A 22,662-nucleotide genomic window follows, 5' to 3' on the forward strand; every position below is an offset into this window, starting at 1 on the left:
CCGCCGGTCGGCAGGTCCGGTCCCTTGATATGCTTGAGCAGGGCTTCGGTTTCGGTCTCCGGATTGTCGATCAGCGCCAGGGCGGCGGCGCAGATCTCGGCGACATTGTGCGGCGGGACGGATGTCGCCATGCCGACGGCAATGCCCGTCGAGCCATTGGCCAGAAGATTGGGGAAAGCGCCGGGCAAGACCAGCGGTTCACGCTCGGAGCCGTCATAGGTCTCCTCGAAATCGACCGTGCCCTGGTCGATATCCTGCAGCAGCAGTTCCGCAGCCTTGGTCAGACGGGCCTCGGTGTAACGCATGGCGGCCGCGCCATCACCGTCGATATTGCCGAAATTGCCCTGTCCCTCGACCAGCGGATAGCGCGAGGCGAAATCCTGGGCCAGACGGACCAGCGCCTCATAGACCGACTGGTCGCCATGCGGATGGTATTTACCGATCACGTCGCCGACGACACGGGCCGATTTCTTGAACGCCTGATCCGGGTTCAGCTTCAGCTCGCGCATGGCATACAAGAGACGCCGGTGGACAGGCTTCAGACCGTCGCGGGCATCGGGCAAGGCCCGCTGGGTGATCGTCGAGAGCGCATAGGCGAGATATCGCCGCGACAGCGCCTCGTTGAACGTCTCCTCGATGATATGCCCGCCGTCGGGATCAAAATGATCGCCCATGAAGCCCACCTGACTGATTCGTGTTTGTCCCAGTATAGGCAGGGCTAGCGAGCTGCGCAGGGGCCGGACGCAGGATTAGCTGTGGGGAATGGGCAAGGGCTAGGGACTCGCGCAATAGTTGTTATACACAACCTGAAGGTATACTCTGCCAGTCCAATGGACCACCGCTCCGGGAAATCGATGAGATATAAGGCAATCCGCATCGGTCTCCTGAAAACCCAGGCAATCAATCGGCGATTAGGAACCGAGCTTGTCGACGCAGACGTCTGGGCGAGCAAGGCCGCCCATCGCCATGTCGCTGTCGATCATCCTGATGACTACAACCTCGTCATCCCCAACCTTGGCCTCGTGATCGAAGACCCGGGATACATCGGGCAAAAGCCCGGCAATGCAGACAATTTCTATCTCGTCCGCAATGTCCCGAGCCTGGACAGTTCTGTCCTTGTCGCCATCGGGATCCGGCTCAACAAGCACGGGACCTATAATCTGCGTAGTGCCTACACCGTCTCGGACGCAGATATCCAACGGTATCGCGCCGCCGGCCATCTATGGATCACCTGAAATGGAAACAGAAAAAGGGCCGCGCACTGCGCGACCCGATGTATATCCGAGCGCGTTGCCAACCGCGATCTCTCGGCTCGAAGCCTCTACCCTTTCGGGTGTGTGGGGTGGCTGTTCCCACCTCATCGGATACTAGGACAATGTACCGGAGAACAGACAAAAAGCAAGACTCCATTGCGTTCACCAACGCTCTGGATAGCCCACGAAAGATTGGGCGAGTTCCGGCAAAACACTCGCCAGGCGTTCTTCAATCCCGTTGCCAGCGCTACCCCCCAGGTCGCAGACCGTGCTGAATTCCAATCGAGGCGTTCCTCTGTGACGAAGAAAGCCAATCCGCACACCATCGCTTTCCAAAACCAGAACCTGAAAATGATCAAGCTCATCGTGCCCGGAATCACACGACATGCCGAGCTTGGATGCGATGTTCGGAGGATCAAGCGAAACACATCCGACGCCTGTCTCAAACAGGACAAGGTCAGGCGTGTATGGAAGGCGGGTCCATTTCACTGCCATCACAACCGCCCCACCCGCTCCAGCTCCGCCATCAAGCGCCCGCGCGCTTCGGGCAATTGCTTGTCGATCGGCCACAGGACGCGGCGTTCCAGGAAATAGCCGGTCAGGGCCAGGCCGCGGGCGATATCGCCCTCTTCGATCTTGCCGGACCCGGCCATGAAGTGCGGGAGTTCGAGGAGTTTGGGCGCGTAGGGCGCGGCCTCCTCGCGGCAAACGGCGCGACCGGTGCGCGGCGAGATATGGGTGAGGTCCTCGGTCACGCCGGTGACGGCACAGGCCGACATGTCGAGCCCATAGCCCAGGTCGGACAGGAGCCCCGCCTCCCAGCGCACATAGAGCGCCGGCCAGATGTCGGGGTTGTCGAAGGCCTTGAGGAGGAGCAGGAAACCCTGATGGACGCGCGGATGGGCTTCGCGTTCCGGCAGCGCCATGACGGCAATCGCGCAGGCGGCATTGAGGCCGGCCAGCGCGGTGCGGTCCTCCATCACCATGCCGGCGGTGAGATCATCGGCCTCGATCTGGAACATGCCCAAATGCTCCGACAGGCGGGCACGCCAATTGACAGTGATCTGGTTACCCGGCTGCAGGATGGGTCGCATGGAGCGCGAACGCGCCCCGCGCACCAGCCCGGCATGACGCCCCTGCTCCGCCGTCAAGACCTCGACGATTGCGGAGGTCTCGCCATGCGGCCGAACCGCCAGAACTATGCCCTGATCACGCCATTCCATGGTGTGGTTGTATGTGAGTCTTGTGCCGGGGGCACCGGGATTTCCCCCTCACCCGGCCCTGCGGGCCACCCTCTCCCATGGGAGAGGGACCGTCTTCCTTCTCCCCGGGGAGAAGGTGCGCGCAGCGCGGATGAGGGGGGATCAGCGTGAGCCCTAAACATCAAAATCCAGACCCACATCCTTGTAGTGCGAGCGCCGCGCCATCCATTTGGCGTCGACTTTCACATTGAGGAAGAGATGGACCTTGCAGCCCAGCACCTCTTCCAGCTCCTTGCGGGAGGCTTCGCCGATCGATTTGACCGCGCTGCCGCCCTTGCCCAGCACGATGGGTTTTTGGGTTTCGCGCTCAACGATGATGGATTGTTCGACGCGCAGTGAGCCATCGCGCAGCTTCTTCCAGACCTCGGTCTCGACCATCGAGGCGTAGGGCAGCTCTTCGTGCAGGCGCAGATAGACTTTCTCGCGGGTGATCTCGGCAGCGAGGATGCGGGCCGGCAGATCGGCGACCTGGTCGGCGGGATAATGCCAGACACCCTCCGGCATCAGGCCGGCAATGAATTCCCGAAGCTGCGGCACGCCCGATCCGGTCTTGGCCGAGATCATGAAGACCTCGGAATAGACGCCGCTCTCGAACAATTCCTGCGACATGGCCAGAAGCTGGTCGCGCGGCATCAAGTCGACCTTGTTGAGGACGAGGATGGCTTTCTGTTCGGTCTTCTTCAGGCCCTCGGTGACGCGGTCATCATCCTCGACCATGCGGCTGTCGCCGCTCTTGGCACCGCCGTGCTCCATCCGGGCGCGGGCGCCGGCATCGACGACATGCATGATGGTGTCAGCCTCGCCGGCACCGGACCAGGCCGCCGCGACCATCGACTTGTCGAGGCGCGTCTTGGGCGCGAAGACGCCGGGCGTGTCGACGAGCACGATCTGGGTCTGGTCAGCCAGGGCCACGCCGCGCACGGCAAAACGGGTCGTCTGCACCTTGTGGGTGACGATGGTGACCTTCTCGCCGACCAGCGCGTTCACAAGGGTGGACTTGCCGGCATTGGGCGAACCGATGACCGCGGCAAAACCGCAGCGTTGGGGAGTGTCAGACATGCTGTCCTTCGCGTTTCAGGAGCGCTTCCGCGGCGGCCCGTTCGGCTGCCTGCTTGGAACCGCCCTCGCCCACAGCGGGCGTGAGAGATGAAAGAGTGACTTCAACGGTAAAGACCGGTTTGTGGTCCGGTCCGGAGCGTTCGGTGAGGGTATAGCGCGGCGCGCCGAAACCGACCCTGGCAGCCCATTCCTGCAGCGCCGATTTGGCGTCGGCGGGCTTGGTCTTGAGCGCATCGATGCGCGGCCCCCAATGATGGTCAAAGAAGACCTGCACGGCCGCCCGGCCGCCATCAATATAGATCGCGGCCATCAGGGACTCGCAGGCATCGCCGAGGATGGAAGTCTTGTTGCGACCGCCGCCCTTCTCCTCGGACTTGCCGATCCTCAGGGCCGCGCCGAGATCGACCTCGCGGGCGACATCGGCGCAGGTTTCCTTGCGCACCATGGAATTGAGGCGCGGTGCCAGCGCGCCCTCATCCGCCTTGTCGAAGGCCTTGAACAGGGCTTCCGCCGTCATCAGGCCGAGCACGCGGTCGCCGAGGAATTCCAGGCGTTCATAGGTCGGAATGGGGCGGCGGCCCTCGGCAAAACTGCCATGGGTCAGGGCGCGTTCGATCAGGCTCTTGTCAGTGAAGACATAGCCGATCCGCGTTTCCAGCCGGGCAATCGGATCAGCCATGGGCGAGCCCGTCGAGATGATGGCCCAGTGGCCGGGCTTCGAGCACGACAAAGGCCTGCGCCCAGGGGTGGTCATCCGTGATGGTGATATGGGCGAAGGGCTCATGCCCGTGCGGGGTCAGGGCCAGCGCGCGCTCCAGGGCCCGGCCCCTGAATTCCAGCGTCGGCTTGCCGCCGGGCAGATTGACCACGCCGATCTCTTTCCAGGACACACCGCGCGCAATCCCGGTGCCCAATGCCTTGGCGCCAGCCTCCTTGGCCGCAAAGCGCTTGGCATAGCTGGCCGCCCGCATGCGCCGCTTGTCGGACTTGGCCTGTTCGATCTCGGTGAAGACACGCTGGATGAAGCGATCACCAAAGCGCTCGATCGAGTTCTCGATACGGCGGATATCCATCAGGTCGGAACCGAGGCCGATGATCATGCAGCCCGCGCCTCTTCGATCAGCCCGCGCATCGTTCCCACCGCCTCGCGCAAACCCCGGAAGATCGCCTCACCGATCAGGAAATGGCCGATATTGAGCTCGATCACTTCGGGGATGGCGGCGATGGCTTTGACGGTGTCATAGGTCAGGCCGTGACCGGCATGGACTTCCAGACCCCGCTCATGAGCGATCGTGGACGCCGCCTGCAGGCGTTTAAGATGATGGTCGAGCTTGGCCTTGTCGCCCGCGAGGAAAGCCTCGCAATAGGCGCCGGTGTGAAGTTCCACGACAGCGGCGCCCATGGCTTCGGCGACGGCGATCTGGACCGGGTCGGGCTCGATGAAGAGCGAGACGCGGCAGCCGGCCTCGCCGAGCTGACGGACATAGGGCGCGATCGTGTTGTGACCGGCAGCGACATCGAGCCCGCCCTCAGTGGTGCGTTCCTCGCGCTTTTCCGGCACCAGGCAGACCGCATGCGGCTTGTGGCGCAGGGCGATGTCGAGCATTTCCGGCGTTGCCGCCATTTCCAGATTCAGCGGCAGGTCGATCTCGGCCATCAGCCGGTCGATATCACCGTCGGTGATATGACGCCGGTCTTCGCGCAGATGCGCGGTGATGCCCTCGGCACCCGCCTCCGAGGCCTGACGCGCCGCACGCACCGGATCGGGATGCTCGCCGCCGCGGGCATTCCGGATGGTGGCCACATGGTCGATATTGACGCCGAGACGAATGCTCATGCCAGACCCCGACTCCCGGGCTTGATGGCCGGTATGGCTTCCAGTTCCGGCGGCAATTGATCGGCCGGATAGGCCGGCACCTTGTATTCCGTCAGGGCGATCAGCGGCACGCCGACATCGGCCTCGCCGCCTGAGCGGTCCACCAGACAGGCCTCGGCGATCACCGTGGCGCCGGTCTTGTTGATGGCCTCGATGCATTCACGCGAAGACAGGCCGGTCGAGACGATGTCCTCGACCACGAGGACCTTGTCATCCTTGGTCAGCTCAAAGCCGCGACGCAGGGTGAACTCGCCATTCTCGCGCTCGACATAGAGGCCCTTGAGGCCCATCTGACGGGCCATTTCATAGCCCGGCACAATCCCGCCGACGGCCGGCGAGACGATTACCGTCGGGGCGTCGCCCAGCTCGGCGCGGACCTTGGTCGCCAGCGCCTTGCACAGGCGCTCGGTCCGCTCCGGCTCGGAGAAGACCCGGGCCTTCTGGAGGAAGACCGCGCTGCGCAAGCCCGATGACAGGATGAAATGGCCCTCGAGCAGGGCACCGGCGGCACGAAATTCGGCCAGGACTTCTTCGCGGGTCATTCTTCCTTGATCTCCTCGACTTCCGCGCGCGCCCGGTCGGCAGAGACAACCGTCTCGCACATGCGCACAGCGGCCAGAATATTTGCCAGATGGCGGGTATCGAACACTTCGACATCAAATTCCATGTCGAAGAAGTCCGCGGCCCGGTTGCGGGTCGTCACGCTGGCGATATTGCCGCGATTTTCCGACACCGTCATGGCGATCTCGGCCAGGGCGCCAGGCTCATTGTGCATGACGGCATTGATCCGGGCCATCGAGACGGCATTGCCCTCGGCTTCCGCCGTCCAGGCGAGATCGAGCCACTCATCCATCGCGCCTTCCTCGTGCTGGGCGAGGCGTTCGCAATCAATGGTGTGGATCTCAATACCCTTGTCCTTGCGCAGAAGACCGATAATCCGGTCGCCGGGCAAAGGCGAACAGCATTCCGCGAAGTGCAGCGTCACGCCCTGGGTCAGGCCCCGGCCGCGCACATAGAGGCGCGCCTTGGAGTCCTGGATCAGGTCACGGCTGGTCGTGTCCTCGCGCTCGTCGAGGCGACCCGGGAAAGCGGCATTGAGCAGGTCACCGGAGGTGATGCGACCGCGCCCGAGTGTCTCGTATAATTCGTGGATGTTCTTGACCTCCAGACGGGACAGGGCGTCCTTGAGATCATCCTCGATCAGGGTCCGGCCCTCGCGGCGGAAGGCATGCTCGGCCATGATCTTGCCGATACGGTGGAATTCGTCGCGCTCGCTCTCGCGGATCAGGCGGCGGATCGCGGCCCGCGCCCGGCCGGTGACGGCGAGATTTTCCCAGCCTGCCGGCGGCTGGCGTACGCCGCCCTTCACGATGGCGACGACATCACCATTATGCAGGCGGGTGCGCAGCGGGCGCTCGCGACCATTGATCTTGGCGGCAACGGTGGTGTGGCCAAGCTCGGTATGGACGGCATAGGCAAAATCCAGTGGCGTCGCGCCGACCGGCAGGGAGATGAGATCGCCCTTGGGCGTGAAGCAATAGACCTGGTCAGCAAACATCTCGAGCTTGGCGTGCTCGAGAAATTCTTCCGGATCGCCACCCTGATTGAGGATTTCCAGGAAGGGGCGCAGGCGTTCCAGCGGATCGCCACCGGCGGCCTCCGCGGCTGCCGGGTCATAGGTATAGGTGGAATTCTTGTATCGCCAGTGCGCCGCCACGCCGCTTTCCGCGACCGCTTCCATCGCTTCGGTCCGGATCTGCAGCTCGACCCGAACATTCTTCGGTCCCATCACCGTGGTGTGCAGGGAGCGGTAATTATTCGGCTTGGGCAGGGAGATGAAATCGCGGAAGCGCTCCGGCACACAGCGCCAGGCCTGGTGGATGACCCCGAGCGCCCGATAGCAATCATCGGGTGTGTCGACGATCAGGCGGAAGGCATAGATGTCGGCGATTTCCTCGAAGGTCAGCCCCTTGCGCTCCAGCTTGCGCCAGATCGAATAGGGCCGCTTCTCGCGCCCGAAAATCCGCCCGTCAATGCCGGCCTCGGCGAGACTGTCCGTCATCGCGGCAGAGACTGACGAGACTTCATCGGCATGCTGCTCACGCAGGCGCTTCAATCGCGTATTGATCGATTCATGAGCGGCAGAATTGAGATGTTCGAAGGCCAGGTCTTCCAGCTCGACACAGACCCGGTTGATCCCGATCCGACGCGCCAGGGGGGCATAGATTTCCAGCGTCTCGAGTGCGATCCGCTCCCGCTTGTCCTGCCGGGAGATGGCGTCCAGCGTGCGCATATTGTGCAGGCGGTCGCACAGTTTGACGATCAGCACGCGGACATCGGCCGAAATGGCGACGACGAGTTTCTGGAGGTTTTCGGCCTGTTTGGTGCGCTTGGAACGCAATTCCATCTGGCCAAGCTTCGTGACCCCGTCGACCAGGCCCGCAACTTCTTCGGAGAAAGCCTCGGTCAGGTCTTCCAGCGTCGCCGGCGTGTCCTCGACCGTGTCATGGAGCAGGCCGGTACAGACCGTGGCCACATCCATGCGCAATTCCGCCAGGATCACCGCGACCTGGGCGACATGCGCGAAATAGGGTTCACCCGACTGGCGGCGCTGTGGCCGGTGCGCTTCTTCCGCAAAGTCATAGGCACGCCGAACGAAGTCGGCATCGACTTTGGGAAAATACCGGCGGATACGCGCTATCAGCTCGTCCGCGCTGGGTATGGCGGGCGGCGGCGATGCCAGTTCTGGTGACGTCGCGCCGGGGGTCAAGACGCGTTAGAGGCGGCCGTCAGGCGCGCCGTCCCGGTCGTTCTGAAGCGCCTTGAGCATTTCCGCCTCGTCGAGCTCGACCGGCGGGGCCGGCAGGGCTTCAAACTGCGGAGAGCGTTCCTCGCGGGCGGCATCTTCCTCGTCTTCGCTCGGCAGCACGCGCTGCAGACCGTTCACGAGGCTGTCCTTGAGCGCGTCCATGTCGAGCGTCTCGTCCGCGATCTCGCGGAGCGCAACGACGGGATTCTTGTCGTTGTCGCGATCAATCGTCAGCTCGGAACCGGCCGAGATGTTGCGAGCGCGATGCGCCGCCATCAGAACCAGACGGAAACGATTGGGAATTTTTTCAATGCAGTCTTCGACGGTGACGCGAGCCATGCGCGCGATCTCCTTGAACCAGCGCTAGAGGTTTTGGAACCGCGTTACCTAATCCCCTCGCCCTGCAAAAGCAAGGCTGTCGGGTGAGAGTTTCCCGCCCTCTTGCAGTGCATATGTTGCGCTGCGATCCGCCTGCGGCAATGCCGCGATCAAATCAGCAATGCCGCGCCCACTCGAAGGGTCCCGCCAATCCGGTGCAATCTCGGCCAAGGGCAGCAGCACGAAGGCCCGCGCGGTCGCCCTGGGATGGGGGATGACAAGCCCGCCTGCCCCCTCACTCTGCTCGCCGCGGCAGTCGATCAGATCGAGGTCCAGCGGACGCGGCGCATTGCGGATGCTCCGCTCGCGGCCAAACTCGGCCTCGATGGCGTGCAAACGGTCCAGGATCGTCTGCGCCGATTGCCCGGACGCCACTTCCACGACGGCATTTACATAGGGCGGATCGCTCGGATCCGGCCAGGCCGGGCTGTGCCAGTCCGAGGATGCCGCAACCAGCGCCAGCCCCGCATCGTCGAGAGCCGTGCGGGCCCGCACCAGTGTCTCGCGCGGGCTACACAGGCCCAGTGGAAGGTTGGCCCCGAGCGCGATATAGATCGGACCAGATTGCATCGACATATTCCGCATCGCTATTTGAAAGTTATTGCCATGGCTTTTTATCCGGATGAACGGATCGGGCTCTTCATCGACGGAGCCAATCTCTTTTCCACCACCAAGGCGCTCGATTTCGATATCGACTTCAGACGCCTTCTCGAGGAATTCCGCAAGCGCGGCAAGCTGATCCGGGCCAATTACTACACCGCCCTGCTCGAGCATGAAGACTATAATCCGCTGCGCCCCCTGGTCGACTGGCTCGACTATAACGGCTTCTCGGTGATCACGAAGCCGGCCAAGGAATATACCGACGAACATGGTCGCCGCCGGATCAAGGGCGATATGGATATCGAGCTGGCCGTCGACCTGCTCGAGGCCGCGACCTATCTCGATCACATCATCGTCTTCTCCGGCGATGGCGATTTCCGCTACGCGCTCGCGGCAGCCCGTGCCAAGGGGGCGCGCATCTCCGTCGTCTCCTCGTTGAAGACCAACCCGTCCATGATCTCCGACGATCTGCGCCGGGAGGCCGACGCCTTCATTGAACTGGACGACCTCAAGGCGATGATCGGCCGGGGCGGAGGCAGCGCGTGAGCCGGAGCATCCCGCCTGAAGCGCCACTGGATTGCCCGCTCTGCCCACGCCTCGTGGCCTTCCGGCAAGCGACCGCAATCGACCACCCCGACTGGCACAACGCACCGGTGGAGTCATTCGGCACCGACCAAGCGCGTCTCCTCATCATCGGACTGGCACCAGGCCTGCGCGGTGCCAACAGGACCGGCCGCCCCTTCACGGGCGACTGGGCCGGCGACCTCCTCTACGCGACGCTGAACCGTTTCGGATTTTCCCGCGGCCGGTATGCCAGTCACGCCGCTGACGGCGTCGAGCTGGTTGATACCATGATCACCAATGCGGTGCGCTGCGTGCCACCGGAGAACAAGCCCGTCGGTGCCGAGGCCAATGCCTGCCGCCCCTTCCTGACCAGCCGGATCGCGGCCATGCCGAAGCTGGAGGCCGTGCTCTGCCTGGGCAAGATCTCCCATGACAATACATTGCGGGCGCTGGGCCTGCCGCTGAAGACCGCCAAATTCGGGCATGCCGCGACCGCCGACCTGCCCGGCCCCAATGGGCCGATCCGGCTCTTCGACAGCTATCATTGCTCGCGTTACAACACGAATACGGGCCGCCTGACCGAAGCCATGTTCGACGCCGTCTTTGCCGACATCCGGGACTGGCTCGCCACCCGACCCTGAAATCCTGCCGGGTGTTTATAGTTAACGGGAACTCGCCTGACAGGCGAGAATACGGACCACCCTACCCCTCAGAAGCGTCAGCATCTGGCAGGTTTGGAGGGGTCGCGGCCAGGCGGGACTCGAACATGTCGACCGCCGCGTCGAACTTGTCCCGACAGCCCGGATTGCAAAATCCGACCGCCGCGCCGCGATAGCGTGTGAGGGATGTCGCGGCGACCGGCTTGCCGGACCAGGGACACGTCTCATTGATGACATCTTCCAGCACTAGTCTCATGGCATTAACCCTGTTTCTGTGTTTCTCCGCGTTCCCGCTGGATATCCCGGCCCATCAATGGCATGAATGACCATATGCTCCCTTTTTCTGCCAAGCCCGAACAAATCGACCGCTGCGTCACTTTTGTCACCTTTCCGGATGTGAAGCTGCTCGACATTACCGGCCCGCTCCAGGTGTTCGCGGATGCCAATACCTTTCTCGGGCGCACTGCCTATTCCACGCCGATCGCCTCCTATTACGGCGGCCCGGTCGAGACCGATGCCGGTGTTCTCCTGAATACACGCCGGCTGGCGGGGATCGGGCTGGACGAGGATGACACGCTGATGATTGCCGGCGGCCTGGGCGTCTTCCCGGCCTGCCGCGACCTGCGCCTCGTGCAGGCGATCCAGCGCGCCGCAAGCAAGGCCGGGCGCATCGCTTCAACCTGCACCGGCGCCTTCCTTTTGGGCGCGGCCGGCCTGCTGTCGGAAAAGCGTGCGGTGACGCATTGGCGCTATTGCGACCAGCTTGCGGACGAATGCCCGGACACAGAGGTCGATGCGGACCCGATCTTCATCGAGGATGGCCGGGTGTGGACATCCGCCGGCGTGACCGCGGGTATCGACCTCGCCCTGGCCATGGTCGAACGGGATCACGGGCGCGATCTGGCGCTCGAGCTGGCGCGTTCGCTCCTGGTCTATGTGAAACGCCCGGGCGGGCAGTCGCAATTCTCCGAGGCGCTGAAGCAGCAGAAGAGATCGGCCACCGGGCGTTTCGACGCCCTGCATTTCTGGATGAAGGACAATCTCACCGCCGACCTGAAAGTCGAGGCGCTGGCTGAACGTTCCGGCATGAGCCCGCGAAACTTCGCCCGCCTCTACACAGACGATACCGGCCTGACCCCGGCCCGCGCGGTCGAGCAATTCCGGGTCGATGCCGCCCGCGCCATGCTGGAAAACCCCAATGTCTCGATCAAGACCGTCGCCGGGCAGACCGGCTTCGGCAATGATGAGCGCATGCGGCGATCCTTCGCGCGGCTCCTCGGTGTGACACCGCAAGCTTATCGCGAACGCTTTGCGGTGGAGATGGCGGACAGCCTGTGACCGCCTAGCCGAAATTCTTCATCAGACGCGACTTCTGCTTGTTCCACTCGCGATCCTTGATCGTCTGGCGCTTGTCGACCGTCTTCTTGCCCTTGGCCAGACCGATCTGAAGCTTGGCCAGGCCGCGCCCGTTGAAATAGAGGCGCAAGGCGACAATTGTCCGCCCCTGCTGGCTCGCCGCACCGGACAGTTTGGCGATTTCCTTCTTTTTCAGGAGCAGTTTGCGGTGGCGCCGCGGCTCGTGATTGAAGCGATTGGCCGGGGCATAGGGCGGAATATCAGCATTGATCAGCCACAGGCCCTCACGTTCGGGGCTGACATAGCTTTCCGCGATATTGGCACGCCCCTCGCGCAGGGATTTGACTTCCGAACCCATCAGCATCAGGCCGGCTTCGAACGTCTCCTCGATCTCGTAATCATACCGGGCGCGCCGGTTGACGGCGACGGCACCGAACTCTGTCTTGGGTTTACTCATGGCGCTTTCTATCAGGCCTGATCGAGCAGGCCGGCATGGACGAGTGCAGCCCGGACCGCAGCGTTGGAAGCCTCGTTCGGCTCGGTCAGCGGCAGGCGCATTTCGGTATTTGTGACACCCAGAACCGACATGGCGTATTTGGTCGGCCCGGGGCTGGACGAGGTGAACAGGGCATGGTGCAGCGGCATCAGGCGATCATTCAGCTCCCGTGCCGTGTCCCAGTCTCCCGACAATGTGGCGTCCTGGAATTGTGCACACAAGGCCGGCGCCACATTCGAGGTGACCGAGATTGCGCCGACACCGCCGGTGGCATTGAAGCCAAGCGCTGACGGGTCATCGCCCGATAACTGTGCGAAATCACTATCGATCAGCGCGCGGTGCCGGGATATACGCGCCATATCGCCCGTCGCGTCCTTGATCCCGACCACACGCTCCAGCGTCGCGATCCGGGCAACGGTCTCGGCGTCGATATCGATGACGGTTCGTCCCGGCACGTTGTAGACAATGATCGGCAGCTCGACGGCGTCATGGATCGCCTTGAAGTGCTGATAGAGACCTTCCGGATTGGGCTTGTTGTAATAGGGCGCGACCACGAGCCCCGCATCGACACCCAAATCACTTGCGCGGCGCTGGTTCTCGATCGCGACCGCCGTGCTGTTCGAGCCGGTTCCGGCAATCACAGGCACTTGTCCGCCGGCGACCTCGGTGACGATCTCGACCACACGCATGTGTTCGGCAAAGGTCAGGGTCGCGCTCTCACCTGTCGTTCCGCACGGCACAAGGCCATGCGTGCCAGCCGCAATCTGACGCTCTGTCAGGGCGATGACGGCCTTCTCGTCCACGGCCCCGTTCTTGAATGGGGTGACGAGTGCAGTGATGGACCCTTTGAACATGTTTCATTCCCGGATACGGCCAAATCAGCGCGCGACCATATCGACCGCGCAGCACACGGCCAAGTGTTCTTGTCAAGTCTGGACAGGCCCGCGGATTTGCTGTGATGATGGCCATCCCAGTCGATCCAAGAGTGTTCCGTTTGCCATGATCGCACGTTGCTTCGCCGCGCTTGTGTTACTAGCCGTTTCCGTTCCGGCGGAGGCGCAAATCCCGACGCCCCGTATCCGACCGGAGCCACACAATTTTTCGCAATATCTCTCCGACGCTGATTTCGAGCGTTTTCGAGAAGGTCTCGACGCTGCCGATGATGAGGAATGGGACCGCGTGCGCGCGCTCCGCCTCGAGCTGACCGACACCGCCGCCCGCGACATCCTGCTGTGGCGCATCGCGCTCAATGACGCCCGCGCCAGCTTCCTCGAACTCGACCTTGCCCTGAGCGAGCTGGACAACTGGCCACGCGACAGCTTCATCCGCTCGGAAGCGCAGTCGAAGATTGATGGCTCCGGCCTCACCCCGCCCTTCATTGTCAGCTGGTTCGAAGAGAATCCGCCGACCACCGGACGCGGCCGGGTCAGCTTTGCCGAAGCGCTCATCGCGGTGGGCCGGAATATCGAAGGCGAAAATTTGCTGCGCGAGACCTGGCGCTCCGGCCGCCTGCCCTCGGCCGTCCAGAGCGACACATATCAGCGCCATAGCGACCTCTTCACCGAAGATGACCACATGGCCCGGATCGACTATCTGATCTGGTCCAACCAGCGCACGCTGGCTCGCCGCGTCCTGCCGCTCCTGAGCGGCAATAATCGCGATCTCGCCGATGCACGCCTGCGTCTTGCCGGGCGGCAGAGTGGTGTTGACCGCGCGGTCAATCGCATTCCGGCGAGCCTGTCGAACGATCCGGGCCTTGTCTTCGAGCGGGCGCGCTGGCGCCGTCGCTCGGGCTTGCGCGACAGCACGCTGCCCCTGCTGCTTCAATTGCCGGACAGCCACACCGATGTGACAGCGCTGGAATTGATGTGGACCGAGCGCAAATTGATGATCCTCACCCTGATCCGCGATCAGGACTATGACACCGCTTATCAGCTCGCCCGCGCGCACGGCATGTCCAGCGGGGCCGACTTTGCGGATGCCGAGTTCATGGCTGGCTGGCTGGCCCTGGTTCATCTTGATCGGGCGGAGGAATCCCTCGCCCATTTCACGCGTCTGCACGCCAATGTCTCAACACCGGTAAGCCAGTCACGCGGCGCCTATTGGATGGCCCGCGCCCTGGACGCCCTGGGGCGCCCGGAAGAGGCCGCTGCGAGCTATGCGGCAGCAGGCCAGCACTCCACCGCCTATTACGGTCAGCTGGCCCTGACCCAGCTGCCGGACGCATCGGGACAGCTTGCGCTGGAACGCGATCCGGAACCGACCGAGGATGCCATCGTCCGTTTCGAGGCCCGCCCGCTCGTTCGGGCGATGCGTCTCCTCGCCGAGCAGGATGAGGAATACTATTTCCGCCTGTTCAGCTATCGGCTCGACGATCAGCTGACCGACCCGCAGGAAGCGGTCCTGCTCTCGCGCCTGGCCAGCAATTATCTTTTCCTTCGCCAGTCCGTGCGGGCCGCAAAGGCCGCCCGTCTGCGCGGCATAATCCTGCCGCAGAGCGCCTACCCGACCATCACACTGCCACCACAGACAAATGTACGCGCGCAGCGCCCGGAAGACGCCCTGGTTCACTCCATCATTCGCCAGGAAACCGAATTCGGTCAGCATGCCGTGTCCGGTGCCGGTGCTCGCGGCATGATGCAGCTGATGCCGGCGACAGCCCGCGCGACGGCCCGTGATCTGGGCGAACAATATCGCTTCAACTGGCTGACGGATGATCTCGACTACAACCTGCTTCTGGCCATGCACCATCTGGCGGAAGTCGTGGATGATTATGACGGCTCCTATGTGATCGCGCTGGCAGCCTATAACGCCGGCGGTCACCGGGCCAATCGCTGGATCCGGGATTACGGCGATCCGCGTGACCCGGATGTTGATCCGATCGATTGGGTCGAGAGCATTCCCTTCTCGGAAACCCGCAATTACGTCCAGCGCGTGGTGGAAAACCTGCAGGTCTATCGCTCACGCCTGAATGATGACGCAGCCGTCCCGCTCCTCATCGAGGATGACATGCTGCGGGGCACGGCCCCTGTCCGCATCATGGTCGATCCGGACGACTAGGCCACAGCAGCCGGCCGCCGGATCAATGGCGGGGCTCCAGAGCCCCGCCCATGATCGGCTAGAGTTGCTCGGAGTAATGCGTCACGGCGTGAATGATGGCGGTGGTCGCGCCATGCGCGACGATTCCCACCGTCCACCAGATCGCGGGCCACGCCATCTCACCGACATTGCCCAGGCCCAGCCCGATTCCGATGAAAACGACCATGCCGAGCACATAGCTCGCCAGATGGATCCAGAAGGACAGGAGGATGCCAGCCCGCGCACGCCGGTTTTTCTCGCGCAGCCGATCCGTGGCCTCGGTCTCCGGATCGATACACAGCGCCATGGTGTCGACATTGAATGCGGCGGCCAGGGCCATCAGCGTGTCGCGCGATGCCGTCTCGCCAGTCTCGACGCGCTGGATCGTGCGCAGCCCGATGCCTGCCAGATCGGCGAGATGTTCCTGCGACCACTGACGTTCCTCACGCCAGCGTTTGATCTTTGCCGCGTCGACCTTGAAGCTCATTGTGTTCTCCTGTTTGCCTGGTGCGTCGGACGCCCGACCGATGCGGGGCAGACCGTTGGTTCGCCCCAGACACCCGATCACCGCTGCCAACGCCACGCCAGACGCCCGCCATCGGCACGCCAACACACCGCCACAAGACCGTCGACCACCCGTTCAGGCCTGTTCAGGCCCGTTCAAGAGCCCGCTGGAAAACGGCCGGATCGACATTGCCACCGGTCGCCAGGACACAGACAGTCTTGCCCGCCACATCGATCTTGCCGGAGAGCACCGCCGCCAGGGCTGCCGCCCCACCGGGCTCGACCACGACTTTGAGGTGACGCCAGGCATCAAGCATGGCGTCGAGAGCTTCGTCATCACTCACCGCTGCGCCCCCCGTCAGCTGGGTCGCGTTGAGCGCCCAGGTGAGCGCGCCCGGCGTCGGCGTGATGATGGCGTCACAGATCGACCCGGTCAGCCGCTCATTCGTTTCGCGTTGACCGCTCGCCAATGACCGCCGGTGATCGTCGAAACCTTCCGGTTCGGCGGCCCAAATGCCGACCTCGTCAAAGGCCTGCCGCATGGCCAGCCCGACACCCGCAATCAGGCCGCCGCCGCCGGCACAGCACACAACCAGATCAGGGCGCTGACCGATCGCCTGCATTTGCTCTGCGGCCTCGAGACCCGCCGTCCCCTGACCGGCAATGACATAAGGGTCTTCATAAGGCGGGACCAGAATTCGGCCTTCCGCCGCGGCGATCGCCTGGCCCATGGCTTCCCGGCTTTCAGTGCCACGGTCATAGCTGACCACCTCGCCACCCCAGAACTCAACCCCGGCGACCTTGGATCGCGGAGCATCAGCCGGCATCAGGATTTTGGCGGTCGTGCCGTTGAGGCGCGCCGCAGCGGCCACGCCCTGGGCGTGATTACCGGAGGAATAGGCCAGGATGCCGCGAGCCCGCTCCGCATCATCAAGGCGGGAGATCCGGTTAAAGGCGCCGCGAAACTTGAAGGAACCCGTGCGCTGAAGGCATTCCGCCTTGACGAAAATCCGCGCCCCCGTGCGGGCATCGAGCTGGTCATTGCGCAAAAGCGGCGTCCGCACCGCATGGCCTTTCAACCGTCGGGCCGCATCCAGAATATCCGCATGAGACGGCAGGGAGTCGGGCTGGGTCACGGGCATTGCTCCTTGGCTGAACAGGACACGGATGGGCGCCGCACCTTGAAAAAACGCATAAGCAATTCAAATCGATTGAGCAAAGGGATTGCGCCGTCGAGCGATAGACCGTTTGATTGGCAAAACACAAACACGAAGCAACGGTTGATATTCAGGGGAAGAACATGACTTTGCGCGCACACATGATGGACTGTCCGTTGATGATTTCGGACATTCTGGTCCACGCGGCAAAATGCCATGGCGATCAGGAGATCGTGACGCGGCTGCCGGAAAGCGGTCAGATCCATCGACAGAATTACGCCCAGACCCACGAGCGTACCAAGCAGCTGGCCAATGCCCTGCAGAAAAAGCTCAAGGTCCGCGAAGGTGATCGAGTCGCCACGATCGCCTGGAATTCGCACCGCCATTTCGAGCTCTACTACGCCATCTCCGGCGTGGGCGGGGTCGTTCACACGGTCAATCCGCGGCTCGACCCGAAGCAATTGATCTGGATGCTCGATCACGCACAGTCGAAGACAGTGTTCTTCGACAAGCAGTTCGCGCCGCTCATCGATGCCATCTCGAAGGCCTGCAAATCGGTCAAGAACTGGGTGTTGATGACCGACAAGACCCATCTCGACGGCGTCCAGACCAAGTGCAAGAGCTATGAAGAGCTGATCGCCGAGTATCCGGCCGATTTCGACTGGCCGGTTTTCGACGAGTATGCCGCGGCAGGACTTTGCTACACCTCCGGCACCACGGGCGACCCGAAAGGCGTGCTCTACTCACACCGGTCCAGCGTGCTTCACGCGATGGCCAGTGCGTCCGCCGACGTGATCGGTGTCGGCGCACGCGGTACGCTTTTGCCGGTTGTGCCGATGTTCCACGTCAATGCCTGGGGCATTCCCTATGCCGCGCCGATGAATGGCGCCAAGCTTGTGATGCCGGGCGCCCAGATGGATGGTGCCAGCATTCACGAGCTGATCGAGAGCGAGACCGTCAGCTATGTCGCCGGCGTCCCGACTGTCTGGCTGGGCCTGCTCAACTATCTTGAAACCGAAGGCAAGCGCATCGACTCCGTCGAGCGCGTGCTGATCGGGGGCTCGGCCCTGCCGGAAGCCCTGCTGCGCGCCTATGAGGACAAGTATGGCGTGACCATGCAGCAAGGCTGGGGCATGACCGAGATGAGCCCGCTGGGCACGGTTAATTCGCTCCTGCCGAAACATGACGGCCTCGACCGCGAGGAGATCATCAAGATCAAGCTGAAACAGGGCCGTCTGGTCTTCGGCGTCGGCATGCGCATTGTCGATGATGAAGGCAAGGAACTGCCCTGGGACGGGAAGTCCTCCGGCCATGTCCAGGTCCGCGGTCCGTGGATCGCCTCGGGTTATTATCGCGGCGCCGGTGCCGAGAGCTTCACCGAGGATGGATGGTTCCAGACCGGCGATGTGGCCCATCTGGACGGCAATGGCTTCATGACCATCACCGACCGGTCCAAGGATGTCATCAAGACCGGTGGCGAATGGATCTCGTCGATCGACCTGGAAAATGCCGCCATGGGCCATCCCTCGGTCGCCATGGCCGCAGCCGTCGGAATGCCGCATCCGAAATGGCAGGAACGACCGCTCATGGTTGTCCAGCTGAAGGAAGGCGCCGAACCGGATGCCGCCTCGATCATCGAGTATCTGCGGGGTGAAGTGCCGAAATGGTGGCTGCCGGACGCCGTCGAATTCATCGATGAGATGCCGATCGGTGCCACCGGCAAGATCCTCAAGACCAAGCTGCGGGAAATCTACAAGGATTACGAATTCCCGACAGTCTAGGCCTGGGCGCTTTCAGCCTGCCTGTTGATCAAGCCCCGGCTGTCTGGCCGGGGCTTTTTCATGTCCGCCATCTGACACGGGACTTAAATCGGCTTAATCCCCCCTCTCCCTCCCTTGTGCGCTTCCGCAACCCCTCCTACATTCATATCGAAATTCGATAAGCCCTGATGAGGGCGAAGGAGACAGGACAATGGAGGTTTACGTTATGGGTGGTGAAGTCGCGGTGATTGGCCTGCTGGCCTACTTCCTGCCGACCCTGATCGGCCTCCTGCGTGGCCACGACAATACGTTCGCGATCTTCCTGACCAATTTGTTGTTGGGCTGGACCTTCATCGGCTGGATCGTGGCCTTCATCTGGTCCTTCACAGCAATCCGCCGGCGCGTGCGGGCCTAAGGGTTCCCCAGACCCTGCTTTCGGGCTGACCGCCCAAGCCTCACACCCCAACGGTCAGCCAGGCAAACGCGCCTACCCCAACCGGCCCCAAACCGGACAATGCTGCGCCCGGATCCCCCCCAACGATCCGGGCGCTTTTTGTTTGGGTCAAGCCTGTCATTTAGATAAACGTCAAAATAACGCTTGACCTCATTTCGATCATTAGCTAATTGTCGATGTGTAACCGGGCCATCTCGTCCCCCCGACCGACGCGCCCACACATCCACCCCTGCCAGCCCGACGCCCTGAACAGGTGAACACCCCCGGCTGGCCAAGACCCAGAGGGCAATATGCACGCTTTCCGACACATCTCCCCCTGGCTGACGGGCCTTCTGATCGCGCTCGTGATGACGATCACCCAGGCCTCGGCCGATGACAGCGCCACCGCCACGCCATCCGGCGACTGGCTTGGCGTCCTGGCAACGCCCGGCGGCGAACTGCGCCTGCTGGTCACCGCGAGCGAGCAAGCCGATGGCAGCTATCGCGGCGAACTGGAAAGCCTCGACCAGGCGCCCGGACAGAAGATACCGATGAGCGAATTTGCGATCGATGCCGACACGATGCGCTTCGCCATCGCCGCAATGGGCGCGTCCTATAGCGGGCAATGGAATGCGCAGACCCAGCGCTATGAAGGCGAATTCAGCCAGGGCATGGCCTTTCCGCTGGCCTTCGCCCGCCCCGAAGCCGTCGAGATTTCGGTTGTTGAAGGCATGGATGGCGTCTGGGAGGGCATGCTGACACGCGGCGAGACCGAACTGGCATTCACGCTCAATGTCGAAACCGGCGAAGATGGCACGCAGGTCACGCTCGATTCGGTCACCCAGGCTGCCTATGGCATCCCGGTCACGGATTTTGCCCGCGATGGCGAGATGATCGGTTTTCGCGTTCCGGCGGCCAATGTGACCTATCGCGGCAGGCTGAGCGCCGACGGCGATGCAATGAGCGGTCAGTGGAACCGACCGGGATTCCCCGATGCCGAGGTCGGCTTTCAACGCACGGCCGCGGTCGTCACCGGACCCAACCGGCCTCAAGAGCCAACCGGCCCCTTTCCCTACACCGTCGAGACGGTCCGCTTCGACAATTCCGAGGCCGAGGGTGTGACCCTGGCCGGCACGCTGACCATCCCGGCTGGAGACGGCCCCTTCCCGGCCGCCATCCTGATTTCCGGATCCGGCCCGCAGGATCGCGACGAGACCGTGTGGACCCATCGTCCCTTCGCCGTTCTGGCTGATCATCTCACGCGCAATGGCATCGCCGTACTGCGCTATGATGATCGCGGCTTCGCGGAATCGACCGGCGATTTTGCCGCCTCGACCTCGCTGGACTTCGCCTCCGACACTGAAGCCGCGCTGGCCTGGCTCGAGGCAAGACCGGAGATCGACACCTCGGCGATCGGACTGATCGGACACAGCGAAGGCGGGCTGATCGCACCCATTGTCGCCGCCGCCAATGACGCCATCGCATTCCTGGTCCTGCTGGCCGGCCCGGGCACGACCGGCGAGCAGATCATTCTGGACCAGTCGCTGGCCGCAGCCCGCGCCGGTGGTCGCAGCGAGGAAGAGCTGGACGTGCTGGCACGCCTGATCCCGCAAATCACCGGTACGGTGAGCGCCGCAGCGGATGAAGAGGCAGCCCGGTCGGCCCTGAACGCCCTGTTTACCGACGAGACCCTCGCCCTGCTCGGTGCGGCTCCGGCTCAACGCGAACTGCTTGTCAGCCAGAATGTCCGGGCCTGGCAGCGAACTTTCCTGCAGCACGATCCGGCGGATTATCTGTCGCGGGTGGATCAGCCCGTCCTGGCTGTGAATGGTTCGCTGGACCTTCAGGTTCTCCCCGGCCCCAATCTGGCCGGGTTGGAAGCTGGCCTGTCCGGCAATCCCGACGTCACGGTGCTGGAGCTGGAGGGTCTCAACCACATGTTCCAGACGGCGCAGACCGGCACCATTGCCGAGTATGCCGAGATCGAGGAAACCTTCGCCCCGCACGCGCTGGACCTGATCTCGGGCTGGATCGCAGTGCGTTTCGTGAACTGATCCGCAACAGGACGTCAGGGCGGCGTCAGGACAGGCGCACACTGCGCCTGTTGCGCCATAATTCCCTTGCCGGGAGTTCGCCGTATCCGGTTCTTGAGCTCAAGGGTGGAACCGCGAAGCGGCGGCTGCGCCGCCCTTGACCTCAAGAACCGGATACGGCCCGCTGGCCGACATGGGATATATGGGTGGGTCCGCGCAGGGCGCGCGTGTAAACGGTACGTGTTCCCGCCTATTTGCGGCGAGATAAATGGTGTGTGGCCCTATTTTTTTCAGCCCTCAAAGCCAGGTCGAGATCTCGTCCAGCGACTTCTTGACCAGAGCATGCTCCGGCACGGTCGCATCCTCGGCCGGATAGCCGCCGACAATCAGCATATAGGGTTTTTCCCCGGCCGGGCGTTCGCAGACTTCGTTGAGGAAACGCATCGGATTGGGCGTGTGGGTCAGCGTGACCAGACCGGCCTCGTGCAGGGCAGCGAGCAGAAAGCCGCAGGCAATGCCGACGCTCTCGTGAATATAGTAATTCTTCTTGTCCTGGCCGATTTCCTCGCCGCCGCGCTTCTGGGCGAAGACGGCGATCAGGACCGGAGCGTGCTCGAGGAAGGGCTTGCTGGCATCAGTGCCCAGAGGCGCCAGCGCGTCGAGCCATTCCTGCGGCGCCTTGCCACTGTAGAAGGCCGCTTCCTCGGCCTCGGCCGCCTCACGCAACGCCCGACGCTTTTCGGCGTCGGTCAGGACCACGAAATGCCAAGGCTGGTGATTGGCACCCGACGGCGCCGACCCGGCCGCGATGATCGCCTGTTCGATCACCGCCCGCTCGACCGGCTTGTCCGAATAGTCCCGCACCGTGCGACGGCGGAGCAAATTCTGCGTGAAACGGCTGACCCGATCGCGCATCTCGGCTTGCGGGTACTCGATATAGTTTTCAAGCGGTACGCGTTTTTCCATTCCCATCAGGACCCTCCCCGGTCCAAGTGAGGTGAAACAAATCAATCCCAGTCCAGAACCACCTTGCCGGACTTGCCGGCGCGCATGGCGTCAAAACCCTTCTGGAATTCGTCCGCCTTGTAGCGGTGGGTGATGATGCGCGAGACGTCGAGACCGCTCTCGAGCATGGCGATCATCTTGTACCAGGTCTCGAACATCTCGCGGCCGTAAATGCCCTTCAGCGTGATCGCCTTGAGCACGAGCTGGCCGAAATCGACCTCGATCGGTTTTGACGGCAGACCGAGCATGGCGACCTTGCCGCCCATCACCATGTTCTGGAGCATCGCGCCGAAGGCTTGCGGGGCGCCGGACATTTCCAGGCCGACATCAAAGCCCTCGGTCATGCCGAGTTCCTTGGCCACATCCTCGATCTTCTCCTT

General features: G+C 63.0%; 26 protein-coding genes. 8 read left to right on the forward strand and 18 right to left on the reverse strand.

Going from position 1 to position 22,662, the window contains the following annotated elements; genetic code table 11:
* Positions 1–674, reverse strand: a 674-nt coding sequence (locus QZ266_RS08515) for a DNA gyrase subunit A (RefSeq protein WP_295693941.1), incomplete at its 3' end; no start/stop codon positions are given.
* Positions 675–854: 180 nt separating this feature from the next.
* On the opposite strand from QZ266_RS08515, the gene QZ266_RS08520 reads away from it, so the two are divergent.
* Complete coding sequence (locus QZ266_RS08520; protein ID WP_295693943.1) at positions 855–1,235, forward strand: hypothetical protein; 381 nt, start codon at positions 855–857, stop codon at positions 1,233–1,235.
* A 180-nt stretch (positions 1,236–1,415) separates the two neighbouring features.
* On the opposite strand, the gene QZ266_RS08525 is transcribed toward QZ266_RS08520, so the two are convergent.
* From QZ266_RS08525 to folK, 10 genes are all read right to left on the reverse strand, one after another.
* Positions 1,416–1,748 (reverse strand): hypothetical protein, encoded by a 333-nt coding sequence (locus QZ266_RS08525; protein WP_295693945.1) that lies wholly within the window; start codon positions 1,746–1,748, stop codon positions 1,416–1,418.
* Positions 1,748–2,476, reverse strand: coding sequence for a DNA repair protein RecO (gene recO, locus QZ266_RS08530; RefSeq protein WP_295693947.1), 729 nt, complete (start codon positions 2,474–2,476; stop codon positions 1,748–1,750). Before recO ends, QZ266_RS08525 begins: the two co-directional genes overlap by 1 nt.
* Before the next feature lie 153 nt (positions 2,477–2,629).
* Positions 2,630–3,574 carry a GTPase Era gene (era, locus tag QZ266_RS08535; RefSeq protein WP_295693949.1) on the reverse strand — a complete coding sequence of 315 codons (945 nt, stop codon included), beginning with the start codon at positions 3,572–3,574 and terminating at the stop codon, positions 2,630–2,632.
* A complete protein-coding gene (rnc, locus tag QZ266_RS08540) occupies positions 3,567–4,253 on the reverse strand; it encodes a ribonuclease III (RefSeq protein ID WP_295693951.1) in 687 nt (228 codons plus the stop codon). The genes era and rnc overlap by 8 nt, the downstream gene beginning before the upstream one ends.
* Positions 4,246–4,674 carry a holo-ACP synthase gene (gene acpS / locus QZ266_RS08545; RefSeq protein WP_295693954.1) on the reverse strand — a complete coding sequence of 143 codons (429 nt, stop codon included), beginning with the start codon at positions 4,672–4,674 and terminating at the stop codon, positions 4,246–4,248. Before acpS ends, rnc begins: the two co-directional genes overlap by 8 nt.
* Positions 4,671–5,411, reverse strand: a complete 741-nt coding sequence (locus QZ266_RS08550) for a pyridoxine 5'-phosphate synthase (RefSeq protein WP_295693958.1) — start codon at positions 5,409–5,411, stop codon at positions 4,671–4,673. The genes acpS and QZ266_RS08550 overlap by 4 nt, the downstream gene beginning before the upstream one ends.
* Complete coding sequence (gene pyrE, locus QZ266_RS08555; protein WP_295693960.1) at positions 5,408–5,992, reverse strand: orotate phosphoribosyltransferase; 585 nt, start codon at positions 5,990–5,992, stop codon at positions 5,408–5,410. Before pyrE ends, QZ266_RS08550 begins: the two co-directional genes overlap by 4 nt.
* On the reverse strand, positions 5,989–8,220 hold the full coding sequence (locus tag QZ266_RS08560) for a bifunctional (p)ppGpp synthetase/guanosine-3',5'-bis(diphosphate) 3'-pyrophosphohydrolase (protein WP_295693964.1): 2,232 nt from the start codon (positions 8,218–8,220) through the stop codon (positions 5,989–5,991). Before QZ266_RS08560 ends, pyrE begins: the two co-directional genes overlap by 4 nt.
* Before the next feature lie 6 nt (positions 8,221–8,226).
* Positions 8,227–8,598, reverse strand: coding sequence for a DNA-directed RNA polymerase subunit omega (rpoZ, locus tag QZ266_RS08565; RefSeq protein ID WP_295693967.1), 372 nt, complete (start codon positions 8,596–8,598; stop codon positions 8,227–8,229).
* 48 nt (positions 8,599–8,646) lie between these two features.
* On the reverse strand, positions 8,647–9,213 hold the full coding sequence (gene folK, locus QZ266_RS08570) for a 2-amino-4-hydroxy-6-hydroxymethyldihydropteridine diphosphokinase (RefSeq protein ID WP_295693970.1): 567 nt from the start codon (positions 9,211–9,213) through the stop codon (positions 8,647–8,649).
* Positions 9,214–9,243: 30 nt separating this feature from the next.
* Here folK and QZ266_RS08575 point away from each other — a divergent pair, with 30 nt between their 5' ends.
* Positions 9,244–9,783: an NYN domain-containing protein gene (locus QZ266_RS08575; protein ID WP_295693973.1), complete on the forward strand. Its 540-nt coding sequence runs from the start codon at positions 9,244–9,246 to the stop codon at positions 9,781–9,783.
* Positions 9,780–10,442, forward strand: coding sequence for a uracil-DNA glycosylase (locus QZ266_RS08580; RefSeq protein WP_295693976.1), 663 nt, complete (start codon positions 9,780–9,782; stop codon positions 10,440–10,442). Before QZ266_RS08575 ends, QZ266_RS08580 begins: the two co-directional genes overlap by 4 nt.
* A 61-nt stretch (positions 10,443–10,503) precedes the next feature.
* On the opposite strand, the gene QZ266_RS08585 is transcribed toward QZ266_RS08580, so the two are convergent.
* On the reverse strand, positions 10,504–10,716 hold the full coding sequence (locus tag QZ266_RS08585; protein ID WP_295693977.1) for a glutathione S-transferase: 213 nt from the start codon (positions 10,714–10,716) through the stop codon (positions 10,504–10,506).
* Positions 10,717–10,790: 74 nt separating this feature from the next.
* Here QZ266_RS08585 and QZ266_RS08590 point away from each other — a divergent pair, with 74 nt between their 5' ends.
* Positions 10,791–11,798: a GlxA family transcriptional regulator gene (locus tag QZ266_RS08590; RefSeq protein ID WP_295693980.1), complete on the forward strand. Its 1,008-nt coding sequence runs from the start codon at positions 10,791–10,793 to the stop codon at positions 11,796–11,798.
* 4 nt (positions 11,799–11,802) lie between these two features.
* Here the strand turns inward: QZ266_RS08590 and smpB are convergent, their stop codons facing one another.
* Together smpB and dapA are read right to left on the reverse strand one after the other, a co-directional pair.
* The gene (smpB, locus tag QZ266_RS08595; protein ID WP_295693983.1) at positions 11,803–12,273 is read right to left on the reverse strand and encodes an SsrA-binding protein SmpB; all 471 of its coding nucleotides are present in this window, start codon (positions 12,271–12,273) and stop codon (positions 11,803–11,805) included.
* 11 nt (positions 12,274–12,284) lie between these two features.
* Positions 12,285–13,166, reverse strand: coding sequence for a 4-hydroxy-tetrahydrodipicolinate synthase (gene dapA, locus QZ266_RS08600; RefSeq protein WP_295693988.1), 882 nt, complete (start codon positions 13,164–13,166; stop codon positions 12,285–12,287).
* A 145-nt stretch (positions 13,167–13,311) separates the two neighbouring features.
* On the opposite strand from dapA, the gene QZ266_RS08605 reads away from it, so the two are divergent.
* Entirely contained in the window at positions 13,312–15,372 is a 2,061-nt protein-coding gene (locus tag QZ266_RS08605) for a lytic transglycosylase domain-containing protein (RefSeq protein WP_295693990.1), read from the forward strand.
* A 58-nt stretch (positions 15,373–15,430) separates the two neighbouring features.
* Here the strand turns inward: QZ266_RS08605 and QZ266_RS08610 are convergent, their stop codons facing one another.
* Positions 15,431–15,877 (reverse strand): XRE family transcriptional regulator, encoded by a 447-nt coding sequence (locus QZ266_RS08610; RefSeq protein ID WP_295693992.1) that lies wholly within the window; start codon positions 15,875–15,877, stop codon positions 15,431–15,433.
* Between the two features lie 163 nt (positions 15,878–16,040).
* The gene (locus tag QZ266_RS08615; protein ID WP_295693995.1) at positions 16,041–17,030 is read right to left on the reverse strand and encodes a threonine/serine dehydratase; all 990 of its coding nucleotides are present in this window, start codon (positions 17,028–17,030) and stop codon (positions 16,041–16,043) included.
* A 164-nt stretch (positions 17,031–17,194) separates the two neighbouring features.
* Between QZ266_RS08615 and QZ266_RS08620 the strand changes: the two genes are divergently transcribed.
* From QZ266_RS08620 to QZ266_RS08630, 3 genes are all read left to right on the forward strand, one after another.
* Positions 17,195–18,832, forward strand: coding sequence for a long-chain-fatty-acid--CoA ligase (locus tag QZ266_RS08620; RefSeq protein ID WP_295693998.1), 1,638 nt, complete (start codon positions 17,195–17,197; stop codon positions 18,830–18,832).
* A gap of 190 nt (positions 18,833–19,022) precedes the next feature.
* A complete protein-coding gene (locus QZ266_RS08625) occupies positions 19,023–19,226 on the forward strand; it encodes a superinfection immunity protein (RefSeq protein ID WP_295694000.1) in 204 nt (67 codons plus the stop codon).
* Between the two features lie 329 nt (positions 19,227–19,555).
* The gene (locus QZ266_RS08630) at positions 19,556–21,298 is read left to right on the forward strand and encodes an alpha/beta fold hydrolase (RefSeq protein ID WP_295694002.1); all 1,743 of its coding nucleotides are present in this window, start codon (positions 19,556–19,558) and stop codon (positions 21,296–21,298) included.
* Between the two features lie 276 nt (positions 21,299–21,574).
* On the opposite strand, the gene QZ266_RS08635 is transcribed toward QZ266_RS08630, so the two are convergent.
* Together QZ266_RS08635 and QZ266_RS08640 are read right to left on the reverse strand one after the other, a co-directional pair.
* Positions 21,575–22,243 carry a nitroreductase family protein gene (locus QZ266_RS08635; RefSeq protein WP_367178225.1) on the reverse strand — a complete coding sequence of 223 codons (669 nt, stop codon included), beginning with the start codon at positions 22,241–22,243 and terminating at the stop codon, positions 21,575–21,577.
* A gap of 41 nt (positions 22,244–22,284) precedes the next feature.
* The coding region (locus QZ266_RS08640) for a zinc-binding dehydrogenase (protein WP_295694007.1) at positions 22,285–22,662 on the reverse strand (378 nt) is incomplete at its 5' end.

Origin of the sequence: uncultured Maricaulis sp., assembly GCF_905480005.1 — a bacterium.
Taxonomy (GTDB): Bacteria; Pseudomonadota; Alphaproteobacteria; order Caulobacterales; family Maricaulaceae; genus Maricaulis.

Coding starts and splice junctions, on each gene's coding strand:
- QZ266_RS08635 (WP_367178225.1), bottom strand. CDS start 22,243: ATGGAAAAACGCGTACCGCTTGAAAACTATATCGAGTACCCGCAAGCC.
- QZ266_RS08620 (WP_295693998.1), top strand. CDS start 17,195: ATGACTTTGCGCGCACACATGATGGACTGTCCGTTGATGATTTCGGAC.
- QZ266_RS08520 (WP_295693943.1), top strand. CDS start 855: ATGAGATATAAGGCAATCCGCATCGGTCTCCTGAAAACCCAGGCAATC.
- QZ266_RS08590 (WP_295693980.1), top strand. CDS start 10,791: ATGCTCCCTTTTTCTGCCAAGCCCGAACAAATCGACCGCTGCGTCACT.
- QZ266_RS08525 (WP_295693945.1), bottom strand. CDS start 1,748: ATGGCAGTGAAATGGACCCGCCTTCCATACACGCCTGACCTTGTCCTG.
- QZ266_RS08585 (WP_295693977.1), bottom strand. CDS start 10,716: ATGAGACTAGTGCTGGAAGATGTCATCAATGAGACGTGTCCCTGGTCC.
- QZ266_RS08575 (WP_295693973.1), top strand. CDS start 9,244: ATGGCTTTTTATCCGGATGAACGGATCGGGCTCTTCATCGACGGAGCC.
- recO (WP_295693947.1), bottom strand. CDS start 2,476: ATGGAATGGCGTGATCAGGGCATAGTTCTGGCGGTTCGGCCGCATGGC.
- QZ266_RS08630 (WP_295694002.1), top strand. CDS start 19,556: ATGCACGCTTTCCGACACATCTCCCCCTGGCTGACGGGCCTTCTGATC.
- QZ266_RS08610 (WP_295693992.1), bottom strand. CDS start 15,877: ATGAGCTTCAAGGTCGACGCGGCAAAGATCAAACGCTGGCGTGAGGAA.
- era (WP_295693949.1), bottom strand. CDS start 3,574: ATGTCTGACACTCCCCAACGCTGCGGTTTTGCCGCGGTCATCGGTTCG.
- acpS (WP_295693954.1), bottom strand. CDS start 4,674: ATGATCATCGGCCTCGGTTCCGACCTGATGGATATCCGCCGTATCGAG.
- QZ266_RS08605 (WP_295693990.1), top strand. CDS start 13,312: ATGATCGCACGTTGCTTCGCCGCGCTTGTGTTACTAGCCGTTTCCGTT.
- QZ266_RS08550 (WP_295693958.1), bottom strand. CDS start 5,411: ATGAGCATTCGTCTCGGCGTCAATATCGACCATGTGGCCACCATCCGG.
- rnc (WP_295693951.1), bottom strand. CDS start 4,253: ATGGCTGATCCGATTGCCCGGCTGGAAACGCGGATCGGCTATGTCTTC.
- dapA (WP_295693988.1), bottom strand. CDS start 13,166: ATGTTCAAAGGGTCCATCACTGCACTCGTCACCCCATTCAAGAACGGG.
- folK (WP_295693970.1), bottom strand. CDS start 9,213: ATGTCGATGCAATCTGGTCCGATCTATATCGCGCTCGGGGCCAACCTT.
- rpoZ (WP_295693967.1), bottom strand. CDS start 8,598: ATGGCTCGCGTCACCGTCGAAGACTGCATTGAAAAAATTCCCAATCGT.
- smpB (WP_295693983.1), bottom strand. CDS start 12,273: ATGAGTAAACCCAAGACAGAGTTCGGTGCCGTCGCCGTCAACCGGCGC.
- QZ266_RS08625 (WP_295694000.1), top strand. CDS start 19,023: ATGGAGGTTTACGTTATGGGTGGTGAAGTCGCGGTGATTGGCCTGCTG.
- pyrE (WP_295693960.1), bottom strand. CDS start 5,992: ATGACCCGCGAAGAAGTCCTGGCCGAATTTCGTGCCGCCGGTGCCCTG.